Source organism: Pseudorhodobacter sp. W20_MBD10_FR17 (genome assembly GCF_052119765.1).
GTDB lineage: Bacteria > Pseudomonadota > Alphaproteobacteria > Rhodobacterales > Rhodobacteraceae > Pseudorhodobacter.
Window position 1 is genome coordinate 60,704 of sequence record NZ_JBGQOQ010000017.1, and the last position, 25,006, is coordinate 85,709.

General features: G+C 56.4%; 24 protein-coding genes and 1 tRNA gene. 12 read left to right on the forward strand and 13 right to left on the reverse strand.

The genetic code is table 11. The features are described from left to right. The 3 genes from ACEN2J_RS12595 to ACEN2J_RS12605 all read right to left on the reverse strand — a co-directional run bounded on the left by ACEN2J_RS12595 (nt 1) and on the right by ACEN2J_RS12605 (nt 2,564). Nucleotides 1-768 (reverse strand): hypothetical protein, encoded by a 768-nt coding sequence (locus tag ACEN2J_RS12595; RefSeq protein ID WP_442106292.1) that lies wholly within the window; start codon nt 766-768, stop codon nt 1-3. 533 nt (nt 769-1,301) lie between these two features. After that, nucleotides 1,302-1,715, reverse strand: a complete 414-nt coding sequence (locus ACEN2J_RS12600) for a c-type cytochrome (protein ID WP_442106294.1) — start codon at nt 1,713-1,715, stop codon at nt 1,302-1,304. Between the two features lie 93 nt (nt 1,716-1,808). Further along, nucleotides 1,809-2,564 (reverse strand): SDR family NAD(P)-dependent oxidoreductase, encoded by a 756-nt coding sequence (locus ACEN2J_RS12605; protein ID WP_442106296.1) that lies wholly within the window; start codon nt 2,562-2,564, stop codon nt 1,809-1,811. Nucleotides 2,565-3,019: 455 nt separating this feature from the next. Between ACEN2J_RS12605 and ACEN2J_RS12610 the strand changes: the two genes are divergently transcribed. The 7 genes from ACEN2J_RS12610 (at nt 3,020) to ACEN2J_RS12640 (ending at nt 9,453) form a co-directional block, all read left to right on the forward strand. After that, nucleotides 3,020-3,865, forward strand: coding sequence for an SPOR domain-containing protein (locus tag ACEN2J_RS12610; RefSeq protein ID WP_442106297.1), 846 nt, complete (start codon nt 3,020-3,022; stop codon nt 3,863-3,865). 99 nt (nt 3,866-3,964) lie between these two features. Next, on the forward strand, nt 3,965-5,119 hold the full coding sequence (locus ACEN2J_RS12615; protein ID WP_442106299.1) for a D-alanyl-D-alanine carboxypeptidase family protein: 1,155 nt from the start codon (nt 3,965-3,967) through the stop codon (nt 5,117-5,119). Nucleotides 5,120-5,135: 16 nt separating this feature from the next. Further along, nucleotides 5,136-5,768 (forward strand): dTMP kinase, encoded by a 633-nt coding sequence (gene tmk, locus ACEN2J_RS12620; protein WP_442106335.1) that lies wholly within the window; start codon nt 5,136-5,138, stop codon nt 5,766-5,768. Then, complete coding sequence (locus ACEN2J_RS12625; RefSeq protein WP_442106301.1) at nt 5,765-6,904, forward strand: DNA polymerase III subunit delta'; 1,140 nt, start codon at nt 5,765-5,767, stop codon at nt 6,902-6,904. Before tmk ends, ACEN2J_RS12625 begins: the two co-directional genes overlap by 4 nt. A 4-nt stretch (nt 6,905-6,908) precedes the next feature. Continuing rightward, entirely contained in the window at nt 6,909-7,718 is an 810-nt protein-coding gene (locus ACEN2J_RS12630; RefSeq protein WP_442106303.1) for a TatD family hydrolase, read from the forward strand. Beyond that, nucleotides 7,715-8,521, forward strand: coding sequence for an MBL fold metallo-hydrolase (locus ACEN2J_RS12635; RefSeq protein ID WP_442106304.1), 807 nt, complete (start codon nt 7,715-7,717; stop codon nt 8,519-8,521). Before ACEN2J_RS12630 ends, ACEN2J_RS12635 begins: the two co-directional genes overlap by 4 nt. Continuing rightward, nucleotides 8,518-9,453, forward strand: coding sequence for an AEC family transporter (locus tag ACEN2J_RS12640; protein WP_442106306.1), 936 nt, complete (start codon nt 8,518-8,520; stop codon nt 9,451-9,453). The genes ACEN2J_RS12635 and ACEN2J_RS12640 overlap by 4 nt, the downstream gene beginning before the upstream one ends. A gap of 94 nt (nt 9,454-9,547) precedes the next feature. Here ACEN2J_RS12640 and ACEN2J_RS12645 read toward each other — a convergent pair whose 3' ends face one another. The 7 genes from ACEN2J_RS12645 to ACEN2J_RS12675 all read right to left on the reverse strand — a co-directional run bounded on the left by ACEN2J_RS12645 (nt 9,548) and on the right by ACEN2J_RS12675 (nt 17,647). Further along, on the reverse strand, nt 9,548-10,459 hold the full coding sequence (locus tag ACEN2J_RS12645) for an ABC transporter permease (protein ID WP_442106308.1): 912 nt from the start codon (nt 10,457-10,459) through the stop codon (nt 9,548-9,550). A gap of 6 nt (nt 10,460-10,465) precedes the next feature. Further along, nucleotides 10,466-11,728 (reverse strand): ABC transporter permease, encoded by a 1,263-nt coding sequence (locus ACEN2J_RS12650; protein WP_442106310.1) that lies wholly within the window; start codon nt 11,726-11,728, stop codon nt 10,466-10,468. Between the two features lie 109 nt (nt 11,729-11,837). Next, nucleotides 11,838-12,911, reverse strand: a complete 1,074-nt coding sequence (locus ACEN2J_RS12655; protein ID WP_442106311.1) for an ABC transporter substrate-binding protein — start codon at nt 12,909-12,911, stop codon at nt 11,838-11,840. 74 nt (nt 12,912-12,985) lie between these two features. Next, nucleotides 12,986-14,086 carry an ABC transporter ATP-binding protein gene (locus ACEN2J_RS12660; protein WP_442106313.1) on the reverse strand — a complete coding sequence of 367 codons (1,101 nt, stop codon included), beginning with the start codon at nt 14,084-14,086 and terminating at the stop codon, nt 12,986-12,988. A gap of 315 nt (nt 14,087-14,401) precedes the next feature. Further along, entirely contained in the window at nt 14,402-16,669 is a 2,268-nt protein-coding gene (locus ACEN2J_RS12665; RefSeq protein WP_442106315.1) for a Hint domain-containing protein, read from the reverse strand. Nucleotides 16,670-16,857: 188 nt separating this feature from the next. Then, nucleotides 16,858-16,944, reverse strand: a tRNA-Leu gene (locus tag ACEN2J_RS12670). 136 nt (nt 16,945-17,080) lie between these two features. Further along, on the reverse strand, nt 17,081-17,647 hold the full coding sequence (locus tag ACEN2J_RS12675; protein WP_442106316.1) for a peptidoglycan-binding domain-containing protein: 567 nt from the start codon (nt 17,645-17,647) through the stop codon (nt 17,081-17,083). 208 nt (nt 17,648-17,855) lie between these two features. On the opposite strand from ACEN2J_RS12675, the gene lipB reads away from it, so the two are divergent. Next, entirely contained in the window at nt 17,856-18,539 is a 684-nt protein-coding gene (gene lipB / locus ACEN2J_RS12680; protein WP_442106318.1) for a lipoyl(octanoyl) transferase LipB, read from the forward strand. Here lipB and ACEN2J_RS12685 read toward each other — a convergent pair. Continuing rightward, nucleotides 18,536-19,333 (reverse strand): helix-turn-helix domain-containing protein, encoded by a 798-nt coding sequence (locus ACEN2J_RS12685; RefSeq protein WP_442106319.1) that lies wholly within the window; start codon nt 19,331-19,333, stop codon nt 18,536-18,538. The two genes, lipB and ACEN2J_RS12685, sit on opposite strands and share 4 nt — an antisense overlap. Before the next feature lie 124 nt (nt 19,334-19,457). Continuing rightward, complete coding sequence (locus tag ACEN2J_RS12690; RefSeq protein ID WP_442106320.1) at nt 19,458-19,697, reverse strand: hypothetical protein; 240 nt, start codon at nt 19,695-19,697, stop codon at nt 19,458-19,460. Between the two features lie 338 nt (nt 19,698-20,035). Between ACEN2J_RS12690 and ACEN2J_RS12695 the strand changes: the two genes are divergently transcribed. From ACEN2J_RS12695 to ACEN2J_RS12705, 3 genes are all read left to right on the forward strand, one after another. Continuing rightward, nucleotides 20,036-20,455 (forward strand): c-type cytochrome, encoded by a 420-nt coding sequence (locus ACEN2J_RS12695; RefSeq protein WP_442106321.1) that lies wholly within the window; start codon nt 20,036-20,038, stop codon nt 20,453-20,455. 156 nt (nt 20,456-20,611) lie between these two features. Then, entirely contained in the window at nt 20,612-22,285 is a 1,674-nt protein-coding gene (ctaD, locus tag ACEN2J_RS12700; protein WP_442106323.1) for a cytochrome c oxidase subunit I, read from the forward strand. A 142-nt stretch (nt 22,286-22,427) separates the two neighbouring features. Beyond that, nucleotides 22,428-22,925, forward strand: a complete 498-nt coding sequence (locus tag ACEN2J_RS12705) for a DUF2244 domain-containing protein (RefSeq protein ID WP_442106325.1) — start codon at nt 22,428-22,430, stop codon at nt 22,923-22,925. Nucleotides 22,926-23,104: 179 nt separating this feature from the next. Here ACEN2J_RS12705 and ACEN2J_RS12710 read toward each other — a convergent pair whose 3' ends face one another. After that, nucleotides 23,105-23,563: a GatB/YqeY domain-containing protein gene (locus ACEN2J_RS12710; protein WP_442106327.1), complete on the reverse strand. Its 459-nt coding sequence runs from the start codon at nt 23,561-23,563 to the stop codon at nt 23,105-23,107. A 180-nt stretch (nt 23,564-23,743) separates the two neighbouring features. Between ACEN2J_RS12710 and carA the strand changes: the two genes are divergently transcribed. Then, a complete protein-coding gene (gene carA / locus ACEN2J_RS12715) occupies nt 23,744-24,910 on the forward strand; it encodes a glutamine-hydrolyzing carbamoyl-phosphate synthase small subunit (RefSeq protein ID WP_442106329.1) in 1,167 nt (388 codons plus the stop codon). The last annotated feature ends 96 nt before the right edge of the window (nt 24,911-25,006 follow it).

The window sequence follows — 25,006 nt, forward strand, 5'->3', positions numbered from 1 at the left end:
TCATTCTGCGGGTATCACTGTTGCAAGATCGGTGAACAGCCTGCCAAAGGGCCGTAGTACCTCTGACTGGCGCGCCCAACGTGCGCCCCTGCTGCAAACGCGGGTAAAGTGAAGATGTGTCACACCGATCTTATCGTATGTCAGGCACGCGTCATATGACCACCACCCCTGCGCCGGTTTGCGCGACAGGATAAGCGACAGACGCACGAAACTGTGCAGCACGGCCATTGCGTAAAAACGGCTGGCGACTTCGGTGTCCGAGAGGCCACTGGCCCGTGTCAGCGCGGTTAGCACGCGGTCTTCAGCATCCGCGCAGTCTGGGCTCCACTCATCCGCGAGCAGCCAAACGGCATCGTCAAAAGGTGACCTGCGGCCGCAGTGCTCCCAGTCAAACCAGCACAGGCTGCCGTCGGACCGCAGCATTGCATTGCCAGCGCGCGCATCCCATTTTACAAAGGCCTCACGATGTGGTGAGACAAGGTCGCGCAGCACGCCATAGTCCGGCGCAGGCACTTCTATGCCGTGATCGGCTGCGATCAGGGCTGGCAGTTGCATCAGATCATCCAGCCACCCTTGCCGCACACCGATCTTTGGGACAATGCCCAGCAAGCCAGCCGTTTCCGCCGCCCGCCGGATTTCAACCAAGCTTTGTGCAGCGGCCGTCAGCAAATCCCGCTGTTGACGCGCTGTGGCCTCATCCAGCGCCGAGGTCAGGCGCTTGCCGGGCACATATTCTTGGGCGAGAAGCGCCCCTTTGTGACGCCGCAATCTGGGAACGAGCCCCGTGTTGCCCAGCCTTTGCAACACTTCAGCCTCCAGCGCTGCGCGGCACTTGCCAGACCTGCGCGAGACGGCAAAAGGCTCTCCATCAATAACGACAATAAATGTCTGGCGCCCTCTGCCCCCCGGAAACAAAACGCTGTCAGGGCCCTTGCCAAACAAGGCCCTGCAGATTTCCGCCTGAGCGTCTTCAACTGATGTCATATGGCAATCTGACCCATTTTCTGACACTACGTCTAGGGTGTGTTTGCCCAGCGTCCTGAGCTTGGTTTATTCGAAACCGACATCCCCAACCTATGACCCGCCGCCTTCGGCCACGGTTGCTTGATTTTGCACGCAGATCAAGTGTTCAGTTTTCCTAACCTCGTCTGCGGTCGCCCATGACGGCAAGTTCTCAGAAAACGGTTTTGTTACATAGCCTCGGGCACACGTACCCGTTGGGCTGAGCAATGATAACAGCGGCCTGGCATGGCAAGGGGCATTCGGATGCTCAAATGCTACCCGCTAAATGGCAAGGCAGGCTACTCTTGTATTGCTTCAAGATAGTCCAACAAATCATCAAAATCTGCTTCAAGCACCTCGCCGTCCGCGCCGCCATTCGGGTAAACATGCCGCAAACCGACAAACGCAAACTTGGGCATGACCACACTTCGATTATCGGTTTTTGACACGCCCATGACAAACCGCCTAACAAAGTCACGGGGAAAAATGCCATCGTTACGTTGTTTCAGCACGGTCAGATTGGGCGGCACCACCCCCGCACCCACGGGCACAATACCTGCGCCTTCGCCGCGGGGGCCATGGCATTGTGAACACTCTTTAGCATAGACAACCTGCCCCCGTTTAGCGGCACCATGTGTCGATGTTGACGCCCAAGTGCAAGCCGACAAAACCGCCGCACACAGGCTGGTAATAATGATAGAATGTATTTTCATGCTTTAAAAACTCTTTTACCTGCTCAGGGTGTTACGCGCGAATTGAAGCGTGAGCCCTAAGAAACGGCTGTTGGTTCTGGCCGCCGCGTGGCCCTATTGCGCTGTGTATCCGCCATCGACGAGATGATAACTGCCCGTGATAAAGCTGGCCTGATCCGAAAGCAAAAAGCAGGTAAGCGCCGAAACTTCTTCGGCTGTCCCTAGCCGCCCCATCGGGTGCATTCCCGCAATAACACCTAGCGTGGCCTCGTCTAAGTTCTTCTCAAGCAGCGGCGTGTTGATGAATCCCGGCCCGACAGAGTTCACCCGAACTCCGGCCTTGGCATATTCCATGGCTGCGACTTTCGTGAGGCCAACAACCGCGTGTTTGGCTGCCACATAGGCCCCAGCCGATGCGAAACCAACCGACCCCAAAATTGAAGCCATATTAACGATGGCGCCGCCGCCCGCCTTGACCATTTCTGGAATTGCGTAGCGCAGGCCATAAAACACGCCATTAAGGTCAACATCGATCACTTTTTGCCAGCCATCAAGCGGATATTCCCCCACAGGGGCCGACGGCCCGCCAATGCCTGCGTTATTGACGAGCAGATGCAAACCGCCGGTCTGCGCCACAGCAAAAGCCACCAGATCGGCCACACTGGCCGCATCACTGGTGTCGGTCTTTTTGGTTAGCGCTTTGCCGCCGGATCCTTCAATCTCGGCAGCAACAACGGCCATCCCCGCTTCGTCCATGTCTGCCAGAATAACCGTGGCCCCAAACCGCGCGAGATCACGCGAAATAGCCGTCCCTATTCCCGAAGCTGCTACGGTAACGATTGCTGTCTTACTGTCAAACGCGAATTGCATAGCAAACTCCTAAAAATCGGACGACTGCCTGTATGATCGCATAAATTGCACGATGGCACTTTGACCTGCGTCAGTGTTTCCGGAATCGAAGGCTTGGAATTTCAACGGCAGAAACAACGACAGTTTTCCCTTTTGCACATCGGCTATCGGGCCAATGCCGCGTTCGATCATATCCAGCGCCTCACGCGCTTTTTCACCTCCCTGAACATATCCCCTTGCGTGTTGTCAAAATGGGCAAGCATGGCGGCTGAAAATATAGCATCGCGCCCCCGCGCTGGGGGCCATAACACATATTTGCTTGCCAATTTCCGCCGAATGCGGGGCCGGCACTTCCCACGGGGCCACCATCACGATATGATGCGCCAAAGCGAATTCCGCTTATGAGGCAGTAGGCCATCACTTTGATGGCAAAATACAAGCGCGACACAGAATTCGCGCCGCAATAAGGGCTAAGAATGGCACGGGCAGCATTTACGACTTTTTTACTCGTTTCGGTCGCAACTTTTGGCCTTACTGCGTGCCAAAGTGGCAGTAACCCCTTCGCAAGCAAAGATAATTCCGAAACAGCGCCAGACAGCGCACCTGCCGAAACCTCGGTGCGTTTGGTTGACCGTGACGTCGAAGCGCCGCAGGTCTTTCAGGTCAGCGATGAGGCCCTGTGGGATGGCCGCCCGTCGCTTGGCGGCGTTTGGGTTGCCTCGCCCGATGCCAAAGACCCCGAGCGCGTTATTCTCCGCAACCCGACAAATGGCAAATTTGTGATCGGCGCTTTGTTTCGGCGTGAACGCATCAACCCCGGCCCTGCTTTGCAAATCTCATCCGATGCCGCCGCCGCATTGGGGATTCTTGCAGGCCGCCCGACCAAGCTGAATGTAACCGCCCTGCGCCGCGAAGAAGCAAAAGCCGAGGCACCTGATGCCGCGCGCCCGATCCTTGATGCCAATGAAGCCGTGCAAACATCGTCGCTTGACCCGGTCTCGGCCGCAGGCACCGCATTGGATAAAGTCGATGCAACGCCAAGTATCGCGCCTGCAAAACCTGCGCCAATTGCGCCTGTAAAAGCCGCGGCAACAAACGGCAATGGCTTGATCCAAATCGGTATTTTCAGTGTCGAGACCAACGCCAATCGCGCATCCGCCACGCTAACCAAGGCAGGTATTGCGGCGAATGTGTCAAAAGACAGCAGCCAAGGCAAAACCTTCTGGCGCGTGACCGCCGGCCCCGCTGCGTCAAATGCGCGTGATGCCACATTGACCAAGGTCAAGGGTCTGGGCTTTACTGATGCCTATTACCTGCGCTGATCGCCAAAACGCCACCGACGATACTACGCCCTAAACGACCCCGGACTTGAAACCTCGCGGATTTAAAACTGCCGGACCAAAAAACTGAAGGAGCCATCCATGTTGTTCAAACGCTTTTTATGCGTGCTTGCCCTATTGCCGTTCATCGGTCAGGCGCAGGCCTTTGAAACACGCGCCAGCGCAGCTTGGGTGTATGACATGGCCACCCAAACGGTGTTGATGGACAAAAATGCTGATGAATCCCTGCCGCCTGCGTCGATGTCGAAACTGATGACGCTGAACTTGTTGTTTGAGGCCCTGCGCGACGGGCGTGTGACGATGGAAACAACTTTCAACGTCTCAACCCGCGCGAAAAGCATGGGCGGCTCGACGATGTTCTTGAACGAGCGTGACCGCCCGACGGTGCGCGAATTGATCCATGGTGTCATCATCAACTCGGGCAATGATGCCTGTGTTGTGGTCGCCGAAGGGCTGGCTGGCACTGAAGAGGCCTTTGCTCGGCAGATGACCGAACGCGCCGCAGCCTTGGGGATGAGCAATTCCCATTTTGCCAACGCCTCGGGCTGGCCTGATCCGGGCCAACGCATGTCGATGCGCGATCTTGGCATCCTTGCGCTGCGCCTGATTACGGAATTCCCCGAATATTACCCGATCTTTTCGGAAACCGAGTTCAACTATGCCGACCGCGCGCCCGCCAACCGCCACAACCGCAACCCCATGCTTGCGCTTGGCGGCGGGGCAGATGGCATGAAAACCGGCCACACCGAAGAGGCAGGCTACGGTCTTGTCGGCTCGGCCAAGCAAGGTGAGCGCCGCGTGATCTTTGTGCTGTCAGGCATGGCCTCTGAAAAGGAACGCGCCGAGGAAGCCGATCGGATGATGAGCTGGGCCTTTCGCCAATTTGTTCTGAAAACCGTGGTCAAGGCTGGCGATCCGATTGCAGATGCCGATGTTTGGTTGGGGTCTGCTAAAACCGTCGGGCTGGTCGCGGCGCAAGATGTCTCGATGCTGGTCCCTGCGATTGTGCAAGACGGGGTCAAGGCCGAGATGCGCTATAACGGCCCGCTGAAAGCGCCTTTTGCTGCGGGGACTGAGGTGGGTGAGTTGATCATCACTGTGCCCGAATTGCCCGAACGCCGCATCCCGCTGCTGACGCAAACCGCAGTTGGCCAAGCCGGATTTATGCAGCATTTGCAACAAGCTGCGATCGTTTTGCAAAAGCGGTTTCTCTCTGATGCCGAGCCGGCCACCTAATATGGCCAATACGGGTATGGCCAACACAGGGCTTTTTATCAGCTTTGAGGGCATCGACGGCTCGGGCAAAAGCACACAAGCGCGCTTGCTAGCCGATGCGCTGCGCGCGTTTGGGCATACCGTTTTGCTAACACGCGAACCTGGCGGCAGCCCGGGCGCCGAAGATATTCGCCGCCTTGTGCTGGAAGGCGACCCAGATCGCTGGTCACCTGAAACCGAAATCCTGCTGTTCACCGCCGCCCGCCGTGACCATTTGGAAAAGACCATCCGCCCTGCCCTTGCCCGCGGCGAGATCGTGATAACCGATCGTTTCGCCGATAGCACCCGCATGTACCAAGGCATTCGCCGTGGCGCAGGTGCCGATTTGCGGGCGATGGTTGATGATCTGCACACCCGCATGATCGGCGTGGAACCCGACCTGACCATCCTGATCGATATCGACGCCCAGACAGGCCATTCGCGCGCTATCACCCGCGCAGGGACCGAACTGCGGTTTGAGGAAATGGGCACAGCGCTTCAGGCCCGTATGCGTGACGGCTTCCTTGCCCTCGCCGCCAAACACGCCCGCTTCACGGTGATCGACGGCGCGCGCGATACCGCCGCCATCGCCGCCGATGTGTTGGCCGCAGTCACGGCCAAGCTGGCATGAGCCGCGCGCCGAAAGTCGCCGTTGAGGACCGCCCCGAACCTGATAGGGTCACTGGTGCCCCGCATCCGCGCGAAACCCTTACCCTTATCGGCCACCACAAGGCCGAAGCCGCATTCCTAGATGCCTATAGCGCCGGAAAGCTGCACCATGGCTGGATGATCACCGGCCCGCTTGGGCTTGGCAAGGCGACACTGGCATGGAAAATCGCGCGGTTTTTATTAGCCACGCCTCAGGATGACGGCGGCATGTTTGCCTCTGCGCCGCCCGAAGCCCTTGATATTCCGGCCGATCACCTTGTGTCGCACCGCCTTATGGCACTGTCGGAACCGCGCCTGTTCCTGCTGCGCCGCGCGTGGGATGATACCGCCCGCAAACTGAAATCCATGATTACCGTGGATGAGGTGCGCAAAATGAAAAACTATTTCGCGCTCTCTGCCGCAGATGGCGGCCGCCGCGTGGCCATTATCGACTCGGTGGATGAGATGAACACCGCCGCCGCAAACGCCTTGCTAAAACTGCTCGAAGAGCCGCCGCCGAATGTTACCTTGCTGCTGATCAGCCACCAACCGTCGAAACTGTTGCCCACCATCCGGTCGCGCTGCCGCGAGTTGCGGCTGGCCCCTTTGGGTGCCGAAGATATGGCCACCGCCCTTGCCGTCACTGGCGACGCCCCCGAAGACCCTGTGCCCTTGGCCGAGCTTTCGGGCGGTTCCGTGGGCGAAGCTATCCGGATTATGAACCTTGACGGCCTAAAGCTGTATGCGGGCCTTGTGTCGCTGTTCGCCACCCTGCCCCGCCTTGATCGCAGCCGCGCCCTTGCGCTGGCCGAAATTGGCGCAGGCCGTGGCAATGAAGAAAAATTCGACCTGCTGTTGATGCTGATTGACCTGTTTCTCGCCCGCCTTGCGCGTGCTGGCACACTGGGCTATTGCCCGCCCGAGGCCGCCAAAGGCGAGGCCGAGCTGATTGCCCGACTGTCGCCCAACCCCGCTGATGCCCGCCATTGGGCAGATCTGGCCCAGGGTTTGGCCAATCGTGCGCGCCGTGGTCGGGCCGTAAACCTTGACCCTGCCTCCCTTCTCATGGATATGGTTCTACAGATTGATCAGACGGCGGGGATGCTCGCCCAGAGGTGAGCCAATGACCGACACCCCAAACACCGCAGCCCCGACCATCGTAGACAGCCACTGCCATCTCGATTTTCCGGATTTCAACGGCGAGTTGCCCGATATCATCGCCCGCGCCCATGCCGCCGGCGTGGCCCGCATGGTAACGATCTGCACTAAGCTGAAAAACGAGCCCGCAGTCCGCGCGATTGCCGAGGCCAACCCGTCCGTGTTCTATGCCGCAGGCACCCACCCGATGAGCGTGGCGACAGAGCCGATGGCCAGCGTGGACCAACTGGTTGCCCTTGCCCAGCATCCGAAATTCGTTGGCATCGGCGAGTCGGGCCTCGATTATCATTACACTGCCGAAAGCGGGGCTATTCAACGCGACAGCCTGCGCATCCACATCACCGCCGCACGCGAAACCAAGCTACCTCTCATCATCCACGCCCGCGACGCTGATGACGACATGGCCGAGATTCTGGCCGATGAATACCGCAAAGGTGAATACACCTGCGTCATGCATTGCTTTTCGTCCAGCGCCGAGCTGGGGCGTGCGGCGCTGGATCTGGGGTTTTACCTGTCCATGTCGGGCATCGCGGCCTTTCCCAAATCGGGCGACCTGCGCGACATCTTTGCGACCGCCCCGCTAGACCGAATTTTGCTGGAAACCGACAGCCCCTATCTTGCCCCCCCACCGCATCGCGGGCGGCGCAATGAACCCGCCTATACCGCCCATACCGCAAAGGTCGGTGCCGAGGTGTTCGGCCTGTCGCTGCCCGAATTCGCCACTGCCACAACCGCAAATTTCGACCGCTTGTTCTGGAAAGCCAAAACAATATGACCGCGAAACTGCGCTTTACCATTCTGGGATGCGGCTCTTCTGGGGGCGTCCCTCGGCTGGGCGGCCATTGGGGCGAGTGCGACCCGACCAACCCCAAAAACCGCCGCCGCCGCTGCTCATTGCTGGTCGAGCGGGTGACCGATGCAGGTACGACCCGCGTGCTCATTGACACCTCGCCCGATATGCGCGCGCAGCTGCTGGATGCAGGGGTTGGCACGCTGGACGCCGTGGTTTTCACCCATTCCCATGCCGACCACACCCATGGCATCGACGATTTGCGCCAGATCGTTTTCAACATGCACGGGCGGCTGCCGGTTTGGGCCGATGTGCCCACACAAACCGCCCTGCGTGACAGGTTCGGTTACGCGTTTGAGCAGCTTCCCGGTTCGCCCTATCCGCCGATTTTGGACCTGTATTTACTGGATGGGCCGGTCACAATTGCTGGCAAAGGCGGCGATCTTGTGTTGCAACCCTTCCTCGTTGATCATGGCTCGATGGATGCCCTTGGGTTTCGGGTCGGGGGCTTGGCCTATTTGCCCGATGTTGTGGCGATCCCCCCCGAAAGCTGGAAGGTTCTGGAAGGGCTGGATGTGTGGGTGGTCGATGCCCTGCGGCGCAAGCCACACCCAACCCATGCCCACCTTGCGCTCACGCTGGAATGGATCGCCCGTGTGGCCCCAAAGCGGGCGGTGCTGACAAACATGCACATCGACCTTGATTATGCGATGGTCGAGGCCGAGACCCCCCCCAATATCACGCCCGCCTTTGACGGCATGATCATAGAGATTGACGCACCCGAATGAATGCTTTGCTTGATGTCATCCTGCCGGTTTTCCTGATCATCGGCGCGGGCTATTTCGCAGCTTGGCGTAAGATTGTGGATGAAGCGGCAGTCGATGGCATCATGCGGTTTGCGCAAAACTTCGCCGTACCGATCCTTTTGTTTCGATCGGTCAGCACGCTGGATTTGGCACAAAGCTTTGATCCGGGGCTTCTCATCAGCTTTTATACCGGCGCTTTCACAGCCGGGGCCTTGGGCTATCTCGGCGCGCGGTTTTTGTTCAACCGAACACCTGTTGAGGCAATTGCAATTGCGTTTGTAGCCAGCTTTTCCAATACGCTGCTGCTCGGCTTGCCGATTACAGAACGCGCCTATGGGCCCGAGGCTTTAACAGGGAATTACGGTATTATTTCCATCCATTCGCCGATTCTCTATGGCGTTGGCATCACCCTGATCGAGCTCGCGCGGAGCCAAGGTCAGGGGCTTTCCAAGACGGCGTTGGTGCGGCGGGTGCTGAAATCGATCTTTGTTCAACCTTTGGTTCTTGCGCTTTTGCTGGCCTTTTCGGTCAATCTTTTACACTTGCCGGTGCCGACTGTGGTGTCGGCAGCGGTGGATATGATGGCCAAGACGGCAATTCCCGCAGCACTGTTCGGATTGGGCGGAATTTTGCTGCGCTACCGCCCCGAAGGTGACATGAAAACCATCGCTTTTGTCAGCTTGCTAACCCTGATCGTGCACCCCGCGATCACCTTTGGCCTGACCCAAGCCTTTGACCTGTCGGTCGAACAGACGCGCTCGGCGGTGATAACAGCCGCAATGGCGCCGGGGGTGAATGCGTTTTTGTTTGCAAATATGTATGGGGTGGCGAAACGGGTCGCGGCCTCAACCGTTTTGCTGGCAACGGCGGGTACGATTATCACGGCTTGGGGCTGGCTGCATATTTTGCCGTGAATGGGCTGCGGTTAAAGGCATAAACCTCTGAAAAGACTAAAAAAGGCCGAAGCAGGTGACTGCCTCGGCCTTTTTCACTAGCGTATTGTAGCGGTTACGACGGTGTCACACCGCGCATCCGTTCAGACCGGCGGCGCAGCAATTCGACAACTGTCAGCAGGCAGATGGAGAAGATCACAAGGATCGTCGCCACAGCCAAAATCGACGGGCTGATTTGCTCACGGATACCGTTCCACATCTGGCGCGGGATGGTTTGCTGTTCATGACTGCCGACAAACAGCACCACGACCACCTCATCGAACGAGGTCACAAAGGCGAACAAGCCACCCGACACGACGCCGGGGGTGATCAGCGGCAATTGCACTTTGAAGAACGTGGTCACTGGCCCTGCGCCCATGTTTTGCGCAGCACGGATCAGGCTGCGATCAAACCCCATCATCGTGGCCGTTACCGTGATGATAACAAAGGGAATGCCCAAAGTCGCGTGGGCCATGACCAAGCCAAAATAGGTGCCGGACAGCCCGATTTTTGAGTAAAAGAAAAATAGGCCGGTGGCGGTAATAATGATCGGCACGATCATAGGAGAGATCAAGATCGCCATGATCAGTTTGCGATACGGCATTTCTGGGCGCGACAGGCCCATCGCGGCGATGGTCCCCAAAACAGTGGCAACGATGGTCGCGAAGAATCCAACAATGACCGAATTTTTCGCCGCTTGCACCCATTTCGCATTTTGCCACACATCAGCCCACCAGCTGCTATCGCGCACAGCATCGGGGGCCGACATGCCAAAGGTCAGCAGGTTATCATACCAGCGCATCGAATAAGCGGCTGGGTCCAACCGCAGCATTTCAGGCGTAAAGGTAAAATACGGCTCGGTGTTAAACGACAGCGGCATGATGATCAGGATCGGCGCGATCAGAAAGATAAAGATCAGTGCGCAAATCACGCGGTAAGAGTAGTACCATGCGCGCTCTAGCGGGTCTGCGTATACAGGAAGTGCCATGTGTCTTTACCCTAACTTCATATTGTCGATGCCAATGATGCGGTCATAGGCCCAATACAGGATGAGCACAGCCACCAGCAACATCCCGGCCAATGCGGCAGCCAGCGACCAGTTCAGCGATTTTTGCATGTGGAAGGCGATTTGGTTGGAAATCAGCGTACCATCTGCACCACCAACCAAGGCCGGCGTGATGTAGTACCCAACGGCCAGAATAAAGCACAAGATGCCCCCTGCCCCGATGCCAGACACGGTTTGCGGCAAGTAAATACGGCGGAACGTGGTCCAGCTGGTAGCCCCTAGGCTGCGCGCAGCACGGGCATAAGAAGGCGGGATGGTCTTCATTACCGAATAGAGCGGCAAGATCATAAACGGCAGCAAGATATGGGTCATCGCGATAATCGTACCAAGCTGGTTGTACATCATTTCCAAGCGGCCATCATCCGATACGATATGCGCCCAGACCAGCAAGTCGTTGATAACCCCTTGGGATTGCAGCAAAACCATCCAACTCGTGGTGCGCACCAAAAGCGAGGTCCAGAAGGGCAGCAACACAAGGATCATCAGCAGGCTGGCGTGCCGCAGCGGCAGCACGGCCAACAAATGCGCGATAGGAAAGCCCAAGAGCAGGCACAATCCGGTGATGACAATCGACATCACAAAGGTACGGATAAAGAGTTTAACGTAAATTTGGGTATTTTCGGGGCCAGCCTCAAACTCACCATCGGCACCGATCTGGCGATCAAGGGCGGCTTGGTAAAAGTTAAGCGTGGCGGCAGCCGAGGCCGAGCGCATAGCGGCCCAAAGATCGGGGCGCGCCCATTCTTTATCAAGCGCGAGAATAGACTCTTGATAAGGTGCTTCAAGGGCTTTGGCCTTGCGGGCAGCGGATGTGAACAGCGACCGCGTGCCGGGAATTTCATAGTTAATTCGCGTGCCGATGTTACCGGCCGAACGCTCCTCGGCGGCGGTTTTCAGATCGGCTGCGAGGGCGGCATAGGCGGCCTCATCCGGCGCGGCCTTGCCATTGGCATCAAACCATTTGCCAAGTTCGACCATATTGGCCGAGAATTTATCATCCGTGAAAGAGCGCGACAGCATTTGTCCGATCGGCACGGCGAAGGTCAGCAAAATAAAGACCAAAAGCGGTACGACCAAAAGGAATGCGCGAATACGGGCACGGCGTGAGGCAGTGGCCAAGGCGACCTTAAGAGGAACACCGTCAACCGTGCGCAGAACGTCGTTTTGGTTGGATATATCGGGAGAGGCCATGGCGATTTGGTCCTGTCGGTTGGGTATTTACACGCCCTCTGGCGGGGCTTTGGGATCGTCAGTATTTGGGGTGAAGGGGCACCAAGCGGCGCCCCTTCGAAGTGGCTGATTAGTTCAGCAACCAAGAGTTGAAACGCTCATTCAACTGGGTGTCGTGGTCAGCCCAGAATTCAAAGTCGGATGCCAAAGCGTTGGTCAAGTTTGCCGCATCGGTTGGCATGTAAGGTGCCATTGCGGTTTTGCCGTCTTCATACATGCCGACCAGTGGGCCGGACGACTTACGCGCAGGACCGTAAGCAATGTATTTTGCTTGATCAGCCAAACGCTGGGTGCCAGTGGCATAAGCGATGAACTGCATGGCTACGTCTTTGTTTTTGGCACCTTTTGGAACCGCCAACACGTCATACTCATACACTTGGCCATCCCAAACGGATTCGAACGGCTTGCCTTCGGCTACTGCTGCAGCAAAAATACGGCCGTTATACGCGGTCGACATAGCGACTTCGCCATCAGCCAACAGCTGTGGAGGCTGCGCGCCTGCTTCCCACCAAACGGTGTCTGTTTTAATTTTGTCAAGCATTGCAAAGGCTTGGTCAACGCCTGCATCGGTTGCCAAAGTGGCATATACGTCAGCCGCGGGCACGCCGTCAGCCATCAAAGCCATCTCAAGGTTTGCTTTGGCACCTTTGCGCAGGCCGCGCTTGCCAGGGAACTTTTCGATGTCAAAGAAGTCAGCCATCGACTTTGGGCCACCATCCGGGAACTTGGTGGTGTCATAAGCGTACATGGTCGAGAACACGATCGTCGCAACCGAGCAATCGGTCACAGCGCCGGGCAGGAAGTCGTCTGCGGCCGCAACACCATCAGCGCCAGCAGGCAGGATGGACGGGTCGATGGTTTCCAGCAGGCCTTCGTCGCACAGGCGGATCGCATCGGCGTATTCGATATCGACCACGTCAACGGTCACGTTGTTCGCCTCAACCATGGCTTTCACCGGGGTTGCTGGGTTGTCAGCGTCAACCATCGTGGTTTTGATACCGGTTTCGGCAGTAAACGGCTTCAAATAGGCTTCGTTCTGGCTTTTACCGTAAGCGCCGCCCCAAGACATCAGCACAACTTCTTGCGCAGAAGCGCCAAAGGCGAAGGTGCTAAGGGCGGTGGACAGAATGAGTAGTTTCTTCATAGAGTCGTCTCCTTGTTGAACTTTTTTTATAGTTTTGACAGCGCGAACGGCAGGCCGCCACACCGTCAAAGGGTTTAAGGCTGAAGGGCGCGCGCGTCTGCAGGCGACCAACCAATCTTAATCTTTTCGCCGGGACGTAGCATGGTTTGCCCCTGCGTGTTGCGCGATTTGATCACGAAATCATCGTGGCCAGCCACGCGCAGCCGTGTGCGGAACAGATCACCCATATAGATGAACTCCAACACTTCGGCCTCAATCATATGCGCGCCCGCTGGCATCATCTCGGGCTTGAATTCGACCCGCTCGGGGCGGATGGACACAAGGGTTTTTTCGCCCTTTTTGGTCACATTCACCGGCGTTGCGGCGATCAACTCGCCTGTGGTCAGCCGCACTTCGGCTTCATTGCCGGAAATGTTTTCGACCACACCTTCCAGCTTGTTATTCTCGCCGATGAACTGCGCCACAAAGGCGTTATCGGGGCGTTCATACAGCTCATCCGGTGGGGCGAGCTGTTGGATTTTGCCATCGTTGAACACGGCAACGCGGTCTGACATGGTCAGCGCCTCGCCTTGGTCGTGGGTGACGTAGACCACTGTGATGCCAAGACTATCGTGCAAATGCTTGATTTCAAACTGCATATGTTCGCGCAGCTGTTTATCGAGCGCACCCAGCGGTTCATCCATCAACACAAGGCTAGGGTCGAACACCAAAGCGCGGGCCAAAGCGATCCGCTGCTGCTGACCACCCGAAAGCTGGGCAGGACGGCGGTTGATGAAGTCATACATCTGCACCATATCCAGCGCGCGTTTGACCTTGGTTTCGCGTTCATCCTTGCCCATGCCGCGCACTTCGAGCGGGAAAGCAAGGTTTTCACCAACGGTCATATGCGGGAACAAGGCGTAGTTTTGAAACACCATCCCGATGCCACGCTTGTGCGGAGGCACGGTGTTGATGGGGCGCCCATCAAGGCGAATATCGCCACTGGTCGCCGTTTCAAACCCTGCCAACATCATAAGGCAAGTGGTTTTGCCCGAGCCAGACGGCCCAAGCATTGTCAAAAACTCACCCTTGCCGATCGACAAGTTCAGATCTTTGACGACTAATGTTTCTCCGTCATAGCTTTTTTGCACATGATCGAAGACGACGAAACCGTCGTTCTTGGGTTGATTAACCACCCTTATCTCCCTGATCGTTCCGGCAGGTGACCTGCGCTCTTATTACCTATGACTAAAGCGATATAGCGCGCGGTTTGCAACTACTTCGCTTAGAAACTGGGCGATTTTGCACGAATACAGGGATTTTGCGGATTTTACCTGTAATTTTCAGGCAAACTGCCTTGTAACGGGCGTTTTGACGACGATTCTCCGGCAGCCCAGTGCCTCTATTGCGTGCAGTTTGGTCCAAAATTCGATTCTTGAATGGATGTTCCGCTAGCCCCATCGCGGATAAATGTGTCGCAAATGCACAGCCTTCACCCTGACCACATCGCATTAGGCAGGCATAGGGTGTCGTACGCTTTGCAGCTGCGTGACGCCCGCCCAGCCTGCGCGACCAGCATCCTTGCGCGGCAATATCAAACGGGCTGGCGGGCCATAGACCGCACAGGTTGCCGCCTGCCCCGTCATCGCAGGTGCCAAGGCCGGATAGGCCAAAATCAACGCGCGGCAGCTTTCGGCGCCAAGCGATTGCAGGGCAATGGGGCCGGGATAAAAGCTTTCGCTTAGCACGCCATTTGACCATAGCAACGCATGCCGGGCGAGAAATAAATGGTAATAACTGGCCCGCTGCATGCCCAAACATTGGCGCGCGCCTTTGATACCGTGATCGGCCAAATGGCCCGCACGAACAAGCACTTGCTGCCCCCGATGCGCAATTAGCACGGCATGTTGGCGCGACACGGTCAGATCGCGATCACGCGACGCCCCGCGCAGCCGAATGGGGAAAAGCTTTGGTTTGCGCAGCATGTCCTCGCGCGACACATGGCGGTGCCCCACCCATAGCAACGGTTGCGGGCCATGATCGGCCGTCATTACAATATCCCCCGCGCGCAGGGTTTCGACCGCGCGTTCCCCCTGCGTCGTGCGTATTTTCGTGCCCTTGGTAAAACACGGAATACCCATTTGGCCCAAGTTTTGCTTGCCCGTCGCATCTTCGGGGGCGACCTCCTTTAGAATGACCGCCTCACCTTGGGGAAAGGTCAGCAGCGCATTGCCAAAACCATCATCCGAGACGGTGACATCGCTCCACCTAACCGGCTGCCCCTGCAAGGTGCGCAGGTCCGACACGTCAAGCTGGTCGTTGGTTTTGCCATCAATAAGGGCACGATCAAAATCGACGATCGTGTCTTTACCACCGGCTCGGTTCAAATGAAACACATCGGCGCCGCCGCCGCCAATAAGCACGTCATTGCCTTCCCCGCCAGACAGCACGTCGGCCCCGGCGCCACCTGACAGAACATCACCCCCCGCGCCACCGATGATGGTGTCATCCCCACCACCGCCGTAAAGGTTCATTTTGGTGGTCGAGACTGTGGCATCAATGTAATCGGCGTATTCGGTCGACGATATGGTCTCAATCTGGCTGAAATCACCCGACGCATTGCTGCCGAAATAGGAATAGCTGCCCGCCTCGGACCCTGTAAAGGTTACCTGAACGCCTTGAGTGCTGATCCAATTGGCGAAAGATATGGTATCGTTATCTGTGCCGCCTTCGCCGCCATAGATCGTGTCGCCTTCGTGATCATCGGTAATAGCAAATACATCGGCATCGTCGCCACCATACAACGTGTCATTGCCCATCTGGCCAGACAGATAATCGTTCCCAACCCCACCAAAGACGGCATCATCGCCCTCACCGCCTACGATATAGTCGTTGCCCGCATCGCCGTACATCGTATCATTGCCGGCATTACTTACCGAAAAATCGCCGATCTTGTCGTCGCCGTCACCGCCATAAATGATATCGGCACCAGAACCGCCGTAAATCGTGTCATTACCCGCGTCGCCCAGAATACTGTCATCGTTGTTGCCGCCGTCGATGCTATCGTTGCCGTCTCCACCATAGAGCGTGTCATTGCCATCCTCGCCGTGCAGGGTGTCATTTTCAGTTCCGCCGGAGGCAATGTCATTTCCTGTTCCACCGTAAAGGGTGTCTGCGCCGTCACCGCCATAAATCTTGTCATTACCGGTTCCACCATAGGCGATATCATTGCCGGTGTCGCCGATGAGGGTATCATTGCCGGTCCCGCCGATCAGCCTGTCATCGCCCGTACCACCGCTGACCGAGTCGTCATCGGCGCCGCCATCCAGATAGTCTGCGCCGTCACCCCCAAACAGCGTGTCGAATCCATCTTCGCCGTAGGCGGAATCATCGCCTTGGTCGGCATAGATGACATCGTTGCCGATGCCCCCATAAAGCCAATCTAAGCTCGTATTGCCCCCATAGAGGGTATCGTCGCCAGTACCGCCAAAAAGGTCATCAAAGGTGTCATTGCCGCCATACAGCTTGTCATCGCCATCGCCGCCATAGAGTAGATCATAGCCGTTGCCGCCGAAAACGGTGTCATTGCCACCGCCTGCATTAACGCTGTCATTGCCGTCACCGGCGTTGATGCTATCGGCACCGCTGCCAGCGATGATCGTATCATTCCCCGCGGCCGCGTTGATCGTGTCGTTGCCGCTGCCGCCGCCATAGATGAGGTCGGCGCCCGAAGTTCCGGACAGGCTGTCGTTACCTGTTGATCCGTTGATCGTTGCCATCTTTTAACCCCCGAAAACATACGGCCGCCAAGATGCAGGCCGAATCTGTGCGGCAATTTGCCTAGTAAGGGCTGAGGCTATGATGTCACGGCTTACACAGTGTTAAGCTGCAAAAACTATTCGCTTAAAATTTTTTGGTGGGGGTGATGAGATTGAGTGGGATTTCGGGCGCTATCCCAAGGTCAAAGTGGTGCGGTCGGGGGGACTCGAACCCCCACTCCGATTAAAGAACAGCGACCTCAACGCTGCGCGTCTACCAATTCCGCCACGACCGCACGATCTTGACAAGCCGCCTCTTAGCGAAGGCTTGCGCGGACCTCAAGGTAAATTATGCACACCGAGATAGATTGATAGCAGCAGTCCTTGCCCTTGGGCCAAGCCACCGCAAAGACAATGCGGCGACTTGATCTTTCAGGACGGGGTCAAAGCCTTCATATTGCTGGGCAATTTTCTGGGGCGTAAAGCCTGAAACCTTAGGAGCCAATTCTTCGCCCTGGGCAATGGCATAGGTGCGGGCAAGGCAGAACTGTTCAGCCAGCGTAAAGGCCGGATCGGCCATCGTCGCAGCAGGCTGGGTGGGCGCGCTGTAGCGACGCCAAGTTTTTCGTCGCGATAGGTTAGCTGCCCCATCGTGCCGCGCGGGTCGCTGGCGATTTGTTGGGCGGTCAGTGGACCACCAGCCTGCGCGCCATGATAGGACTGCACCAGCAAATCCTGTTCCCACGTGTTCAGCGGGCCGGTCGGGGCAAAGCCAAGCGGGGCTTGGTACTGGCGAATAGCGCCGCGCGATTTTGGGCCAAGCGAGCCGTCGGGGATGCCAAGCGGAAAGCCGAAATAATTGAGTGCGACCCACACTTCGCGGTTTTCAACGCGCTGGCTGCTGGAAACAGACGCACTTTTTGTCGTGCCCCGTGTCGTCGTGCGGCAGTTATTATTCACGCCGTTAACAATCACACCACCAATGATACCACCAACCAAGCCATCACCCCCATTCGATTCTATCGCTGCAATAATAAGGACTGAGGCTGCCAAAGCTGACGAAATGGTTTTGAATAACGTTTGAAAACTCCGCATCTAGTGAATAGATCAACTCAATATAGAAAAAGCGTAAGATGCGATTGTGAGCGGACCAAGATTATTTGGCCACATGCCAAGGGTATTGGCCGACGCAGCAAAGGGGCGAGCGGTGGAAAATACATCAAATACCGATATTTCGGCCATAGAGTGGCGGGTGCTGGACGGCTTGGCGCCCTATGCCGAAACCTTGGCCGCGATGGAGGCACGTGTGGCCTTGATTGCAGCGGGAACCGCACCCGAGGCGGTTTGGCTGCTGGAACACCCGCCGCTTTACACCGCCGGAACCAGTGCAAGGGCAGAGGATTTGGTACAACCCGACCGTTTTGAGGTCCATGTGGCGGGGCGCGGCGGGCAGTACACCTATCATGGGCCAGGGCAACGGGTGGCCTATGTGATGCTTGACCTAAACAAACGCGGGCGCGATGTGCGCAAGTTTGTCTGCGCGCTGGAAGATTGGGTTATCAAAACCTTGGCCGAGTTCAATGTCACGGGAGAGCGCCGCGCGGGCCGTGTTGGTGTTTGGGTTGTGCGCCCCGACCGCAAAGGGCCGTACGGCCAGCCCGCCGAGGATAAAATCGCGGCGATCGGCGTCAAACTGCGTAAATGGGTCAGCTTTCACGGTATATCCATAAATGTTGAGCCGGATTTGAGCCATTTTTCGGGTATCGTGCCCTGCGGCATTTCCGATCATGGCGTGACCAGTTTGGTTGATCTGGGGCTACCCGTGACCATCGATGATCTGGATGTCGCCCTGCGGCGGCAGTTTGACGCGGTGTTTGGCAATGGCGCTTAGTTCAACGGCTGCTCGATAATCCCGAGAATCATCGGATCCACCTCTTGCGGTGTCATAAAGGCCTTGCGGCGGCGGTAAGCCATAGCGCCCGAAAAGCCGCCGATAATTGGCTCTATATAGATGCGCACGATCCTTGGCCGCCCGACCAGTTCAGCGCGGCCGCTGGTGCTAAAACCAGTCAGCGCGCGGATGCCGCTGGTGTGAAAGAATGGCGCAACAAAGATATGCGAGATGCTCATCGCGGGCGGGCTATGAAAAACCACGATCGACACCCCATCACCATGGCCCAAAACCATGCCCCGATACTGTCGCATCGGCGCTGGCATCGGGTCATTCGAGATACGCTTGTCGTCATAACACCGCATAACGCGGGCTTTGCCTATGGTTTTCACCAGAAACAACAGATTCACATAACAGTTTGGAAATGTTAAAGATTTTCGGACAACGCGGTAAAACCCATCCGGCAAAACTTTGGGGTCTTGAAAGTAGTCTTGGGTCGGGCAAGCAAAGGCCATGGCCGCAGTCATCGCCGGATCACACGCCTCGGACGCTGCCGCATCTGTCCGCATGGCATAGAGCAGCGCATCGCTCAGCGGCTCGGTTAAAATGCGGGCATCAACATTGAAATAGGTACAAATCAGCTTCAGTGTATGCGGCTTGGGAAAAGAATCGCCCCGCATATACCGCTGGAACTGAATTTTCGAGATATCAAGGTCTTGGGCCACACCCGCAAAAGTGCCACGTTTCTTAGCAAGCAGTCGTAGATTTTGACCAAAGACATTTAAAACCGACATGGTGCACCCACAAGCGTTCAATAACGCAAATCTAACGTTAGGTCAGACAATTGTAACTACAAGAATTGCGCCCGCGCATTATGACGCAGCGGCAGGCTAAATTCAGCCTGCCTGATACAAGCGTTCAGTCTTTGACAACCCTCAGCGCGGTCGCTGGCAACACAAAATCATCTGGACGTTGCACGAGCCGTTGAAGGCTGGCGGCGACAAGTATCAAATACTCGGTGAACTCGGTAGATTTATAACACGCCTGCTCATAAGCAACTTCTTCTACCAATTTTGCAGCCGCTTGCAGCTTCTCTAAATTATAGCGATTTGGATCTGCATCGCTTGCCTCTGCACTGATCGTTTCTGACGGTGACATACTCTACTACCCCAATTTATATGGTTTTCAACAATTGCGGCAAGACAGATGTTAGCGCTAACCGATTTAACGTTATACCATGGCTAAATACCATAATCGAGTGTCAAAAAACCCGTCGAAGATACAAAATTGATATCTAGAAGGTGCAATCCTTCTTGTTGCATGATCCCTATAGCATGGCCCCATCGCTGCCAATGGAAGCTAACATTTTTTCCCGCGCGACAGCTTGACCTATGTCAACCGTTGTCGCCCCGCCCTATGTTAAAGCTCTACGCTGACGTGTAAGAGCTTTGGGCTTTTGCTACACCGCGTTCGAAAGAAACAAACAAGGAAAGATCATGAAACTTAGCCTTATTGCGACTGCTGCCCTTTTGGCCCTGACCGCCCCCGCCTTTGCAGGCGATGCGGCAAATGGTGAGAAAGAGTTCAAGAAATGCAAAGCTTGCCATGCGATCATTGCCGATGATGGCACCGAGATCGTTAAAGGCGGCAAAGTTGGCCCGAACCTTTACGGCGTTATTGGCAGTGCTGCGGGCAGTGTTGAAGGTTTCAACTATTCAGACGTGATGAAAGAATCCGGCGCGAACGGCCTGATCTGGGACGAGGCGACGCTGGCAGAGTACCTGCCTGACCCATCCGACTTCCTAGAAGAGCATTCGGGCGATGCGAAAGGTAAATCCAAAATGACCTTTAAACTGAAAAAAGGCGGCGAAGATGTTGCGGCCTACCTTGCTTCGGTTGGTCCTGCGGCGAACTGACACGCAAAAATGTGACTTTGACGCCGTTTTATTTGATCTGCGTCAAAGTCAGCAATTGCCGCCGACGCTTGGGCATTCTAGAACATGAATACAAGTGGCGGCGGGAATCTGTTTTTTCCCGTGCGCTGGAAATTAAACGCAAACGGGAGGGCAGGCATGGCCGACGCAGCCATTCATGGCCACGAGCATGACGAACGCGGGTTCTTTACTCGCTGGTTTATGTCAACCAATCACAAAGATATCGGTATTTTGTACCTGTTTACCGGCGGCCTTGTTGGCCTGATTTCGGTAATTTTCACCGTCTACATGCGTATGGAACTGATGCACCCAGGTGTTCAGTACATGTGTATGGAAGGCTCGCGCTTTATTGCCGCAGGTCCAGACGACGTCTGTACGCCAAACGGCCACCTGTGGAACGTGATCATCACGGCTCACGGCATCTTGATGATGTTCTTTGTGGTTATTCCTGCCCTGTTCGGCGGATTCGGCAACTATTTCATGCCGTTGCAGATCGGCGCGCCAGACATGGCGTTCCCGCGGATGAACAACCTGTCCTATTGGATGTATGTTGCGGGCACCTCGCTGGCTGTGGCCTCGGTTCTGTCACCGGGCGGCAATGACCAGATGGGCTCTGGCGTGGGTTGGGTTCTGTACCCGCCTCTGTCGACCAACGAAGGCGGCTACTCGATGGATCTCGCGATTTTCGCGGTTCACCTGTCGGGTGCATCGTCGATCTTGGGCGCGATCAACATGATCACCACGTTCTTGAACATGCGCGCGCCGGGGATGACCCTACACAAAGTGCCATTGTTCGCTTGGTCGATCTTTGTAACCTCGTGGTTGATTCTGCTGTCCTTGCCCGTTTTGGCAGGCGCGATCACCATGTTGCTGACAGACCGCAACTTTGGCACCACCTTCTTCCAGGCAGCTGGCGGCGGTGATCCGATCTTGTATCAGCACATCTTGTGGTTCTTTGGCCACCCAGAGGTGTATATCATCATCCTTCCGGGCTTTGGTATCATCTCACAGGTTGTCGCGACCTTCTCGCGCAAGCCAGTGTTTGGGTATTTGCCAATGGTTTACGCGATGGTGGCAATTGGGGTTCTGGGCTTTGTTGTCTGGGCGCACCACATGTACACAGTCGGCATGTCGCTGACCCAGCAATCCTACTTCATGCTGGCGACTATGGTTATCGCGGTGCCAACAGGCATCAAGATTTTCTCATGGATCGCGACCATGTGGGGCGGCTCGCTGGATATGCGCACGCCAATGCTGTGGGCTTTCGGCTTCATCTTCTTGTTCACAGTTGGCGGCGTTACTGGCGTTGTTCTGTCGCAGGCAGGTGTAGACCGTGTATACCATGACACCTATTACGTGATCGCACACTTCCACTATGTTATGTCGCTGGGTGCGGTGTTTGCGATCTTTGCAGGCATCTACTTCTGGTTCGGCAAAATGTCGGGCCGTGAGTACCCTGAGTGGGCAGGTAAGCTGCACTTCTGGATGATGTTCGTCGGTGCAAACCTGACATTCTTCCCGCAGCACTTCCTTGGCCGTCAAGGCATGCCGCGCCGTTACATCGACTATCCGGAGGCATTTGCCTATTGGAACTTCTGGTCGAGCCTTGGTGCGTTCCTGTCATTCGCGTCGTTCCTGTTCTTTATCGGGATCGTGTTTTACTCGCTGCGCTACGGTAAGCGCATCACGCAAAACAACTACTGGAATGAATACGCAGACACCTTGGAATGGACCCTGCCTTGCCCGCCGCCCGAGCACACGTTCGAGCAGCTGCCAAAGCAGTCTGACTGGGATAAAGGCCACAGCCACTAAGGCATAGGCGACACAAATCAGAACGGGGGCCCCGCAGCGATGCCGGGGCCCTTTTTATTGCGCGCCGGCAGCGCAAAACGGGCTTGCCCCTGTTGCAAATCCCGCTAGGTTTCGAACGCAAAGCAGAGATCGAAGGCCACCGATGCCCTATGAATGGACAAAAACACCTGCTCCGCCAGCACAACGCGTGATGCATTTGTGGCCCTACCGATCCCTGCCGCGGCGTGGATTTGTGATATTTATCGGGGCAACCGCCACGATGGTCACAGTACCCTTGTTCGCCGTCATCGGTTCCGCTGTTTTGTGGGGGCTATTGCCATTTTTGGTTTTGGCCGTCAGTGGAATGTATTGGGCCTTAAACCGCAGCTACCGCGATGGCGAGATCATCGAGACCCTGACGTTTGAGCCCACTCGCCTACATTTGGTGCGCCATGGCCCGCGAGGCAAGCATCAGGAATGGGAGGCCAATCCGCATTGGGTTCGGGTTGTCGTGCATAAAACCGGCGGGCCGGTGCCGCAGTACATCACACTAAAGGGCGGCCCGCGTGAGGTGGAGGTGGGGGCCTTCTTATCCGAAGATGAACGGGTAAAGCTGGCCGATGACCTGCGCCGCGCCATCAGCGACCACAATTCGTTGTAAACTGTCACGAAACTGAGTCATGTTTGGTCTAGTCTAAAGCCATTGAGGCGGCTTTCGGCAGGCGTATGACCCCCGCGTCTGCGCGATCTGCCAAGGCCTATAAAATTGATTTTAGATATAAAAGCCCTGCACATTCCTGTGCAGGGCTTATTCATTCGATGTATCCGTGCTTCGTCGGCTTATCCAAGCTGGTCCTTAACCCGTGGGCCAACGGCGCCGAAATCCATCTGGCCGGTGAACTTGGCCTTAAGCACGGCCATCACCTTGCCCATATCACGGATAGAGGTGGCCCCCGCCTCGGCAATCGCGGCGGTGATCGCGGCGTCAACTTCGTCGCTTTTCAGCTGACGGGGCAGATACTCTTCGATCACCGTAATTTCGTTCAGCTCTTTCTCGGCCAATTCCAGCCGCCCGCCCTCTTCATAAACGCGCGCACTTTCCTGGCGCTGCTTGACCATTTTCGACAAAATCGCCGTGATCTCAACCTCTGAGACCTCGCCTTCACTGCCCTCGCCCCGCTGGGCAATCTCACGATCTTTGATCGCGGCATTGATCAGGCGCAGCGTCGAAAGCCGCTCCACCTCTTTGGCGCGCATTGCATCTTTTAGGGCGGCTTGCAGCCGATCACGCAAAGTCATTCTGATATCTTTCCCAGAGTTTCAGCAACTGCCGACCATAGCGCGAAGCGAAAGGCGAGGCAACTGACGATAAAAAATGCAAGCCATTGTTATCTTTATATATTCCATTTCAGCCGCACCCTTGACCCCGCAAGCCATGGCCCGTAGTCTCCCCAAAATCCGGCCAGAGAGAGTCGTACTATGCCCCAAACTGCACAAATCACTGATAAACCAACCGCTTGCCTTGCGCTGGCAGATGGCACCATCTTTTACGGGCGCGGTTTTGGCGCAACCGGCCAAACGGTGGCCGAGCTGGTGTTTAACACCGCGATGACTGGCTATCAGGAAATTATGACCGACCCGTCCTATGCTGGGCAGGTTGTCACCTTTACCTTCCCGCACATCGGCAACACCGGGGTTACCCCCGAGGATGACGAAACTACCGATCCTGTCGCGGCAGGCATGGTTGTGAAATGGGACCCGACCGAGCCTTCCAGCTGGCGTGCAACTGCCGAGTTGACCGACTGGCTGTTGTCTAAGGGTCGCATCGGCATTGGCGGCCTTGATACGCGGCGTTTGACCCGCGCGATCCGCCAGCAAGGCGCACCACATGTAGCGCTTGCCCATGATCCCGAAGGGAATTTTGACATTGAAGCGCTGGTGGCGGCGGCCCGCGCGTGGCGTGGCCTCGAAGGCCTCGATCTTGCCAAAGACGTGACCTGCGCGCAAAGCTATCGCTGGGATGAAATGCGTTGGGCCTGGCCTGACGGGTATTCAAAGCGTGAGGGCGAAGGCCTTCGCGTTGTCGCCATCGATTTCGGCGCAAAACGAAACATTTTGCGGTGTTTGGCCTCGGCCGGCTGTGATGTCACGGTTCTGCCCGCGTCGGCCACGGCCGAGGATGTTTTGGCACTGAACCCCGAAGGTGTGTTCCTGTCAAACGGCCCGGGCGACCCTGCGGCAACCGGCGAATACGCGGTTGAGATGATCAAAGGCGTATTGGCCGCGGACATCCCTGTTTTTGGGATTTGCCTTGGGCATCAAATGCTTGCACTAGCGCTGGGTGGCAAAACCATCAAAATGAACCACGGCCATCACGGGGCAAACCATCCGGTGAAAGATTATGACACGAACAAGGTCGAAATCACCTCGATGAACCATGGCTTTACGGTGGATGCGCAAACCCTGCCCAAAGGCGTGCGCGAAACCCATGTCAGCCTGTTTGACGGATCTAACTGTGGCATTGCGGTAGATGGAAAGCCTGTGTTTTCCGTGCAGTACCACCCCGAGGCCAGCCCCGGCCCACAAGACAGCTATTATCTGTTTGAGCGATTCGCCGAAGCGATGAAAGCCCGTCGCGCGGCCTAAAACAGCCTTGCAGGCGTTTCTAGGGCCTGTGGACAATCAGGATTCCCATTGGGTTTGATTTCTGATTCAAACTTCCCAAATGGAGGTTTGAATGAA

Bases quoted from the DNA above. Each gene is read 5' to 3' on its own strand.
- ACEN2J_RS12600 (WP_442106294.1), bottom strand. From the start codon at position 1,715: ATGAAAATACATTCTATCATTATTACCAGCCTGTGTGCGGCGGTTTTG.
- ACEN2J_RS12605 (WP_442106296.1), bottom strand. From the start codon at position 2,564: ATGCAATTCGCGTTTGACAGTAAGACAGCAATCGTTACCGTAGCAGCT.
- ACEN2J_RS12610 (WP_442106297.1), top strand. From the start codon at position 3,020: ATGGCACGGGCAGCATTTACGACTTTTTTACTCGTTTCGGTCGCAACT.
- ACEN2J_RS12615 (WP_442106299.1), top strand. From the start codon at position 3,965: ATGTTGTTCAAACGCTTTTTATGCGTGCTTGCCCTATTGCCGTTCATC.
- tmk (WP_442106335.1), top strand. From the start codon at position 5,136: ATGGCCAACACAGGGCTTTTTATCAGCTTTGAGGGCATCGACGGCTCG.
- ACEN2J_RS12625 (WP_442106301.1), top strand. From the start codon at position 5,765: ATGAGCCGCGCGCCGAAAGTCGCCGTTGAGGACCGCCCCGAACCTGAT.
- ACEN2J_RS12630 (WP_442106303.1), top strand. From the start codon at position 6,909: ATGACCGACACCCCAAACACCGCAGCCCCGACCATCGTAGACAGCCAC.
- ACEN2J_RS12635 (WP_442106304.1), top strand. From the start codon at position 7,715: ATGACCGCGAAACTGCGCTTTACCATTCTGGGATGCGGCTCTTCTGGG.
- ACEN2J_RS12640 (WP_442106306.1), top strand. From the start codon at position 8,518: ATGAATGCTTTGCTTGATGTCATCCTGCCGGTTTTCCTGATCATCGGC.
- ACEN2J_RS12645 (WP_442106308.1), bottom strand. From the start codon at position 10,459: ATGGCACTTCCTGTATACGCAGACCCGCTAGAGCGCGCATGGTACTAC.
- ACEN2J_RS12650 (WP_442106310.1), bottom strand. From the start codon at position 11,728: ATGGCCTCTCCCGATATATCCAACCAAAACGACGTTCTGCGCACGGTT.
- ACEN2J_RS12655 (WP_442106311.1), bottom strand. From the start codon at position 12,911: ATGAAGAAACTACTCATTCTGTCCACCGCCCTTAGCACCTTCGCCTTT.
- ACEN2J_RS12665 (WP_442106315.1), bottom strand. From the start codon at position 16,669: ATGGCAACGATCAACGGATCAACAGGTAACGACAGCCTGTCCGGAACT.
- ACEN2J_RS12685 (WP_442106319.1), bottom strand. From the start codon at position 19,333: ATGTCGGTTTTAAATGTCTTTGGTCAAAATCTACGACTGCTTGCTAAG.
- ACEN2J_RS12690 (WP_442106320.1), bottom strand. From the start codon at position 19,697: ATGTCACCGTCAGAAACGATCAGTGCAGAGGCAAGCGATGCAGATCCA.
- ACEN2J_RS12695 (WP_442106321.1), top strand. From the start codon at position 20,036: ATGAAACTTAGCCTTATTGCGACTGCTGCCCTTTTGGCCCTGACCGCC.
- ctaD (WP_442106323.1), top strand. From the start codon at position 20,612: ATGGCCGACGCAGCCATTCATGGCCACGAGCATGACGAACGCGGGTTC.
- ACEN2J_RS12705 (WP_442106325.1), top strand. From the start codon at position 22,428: ATGCCCTATGAATGGACAAAAACACCTGCTCCGCCAGCACAACGCGTG.
- ACEN2J_RS12710 (WP_442106327.1), bottom strand. From the start codon at position 23,563: ATGACTTTGCGTGATCGGCTGCAAGCCGCCCTAAAAGATGCAATGCGC.
- carA (WP_442106329.1), top strand. From the start codon at position 23,744: ATGCCCCAAACTGCACAAATCACTGATAAACCAACCGCTTGCCTTGCG.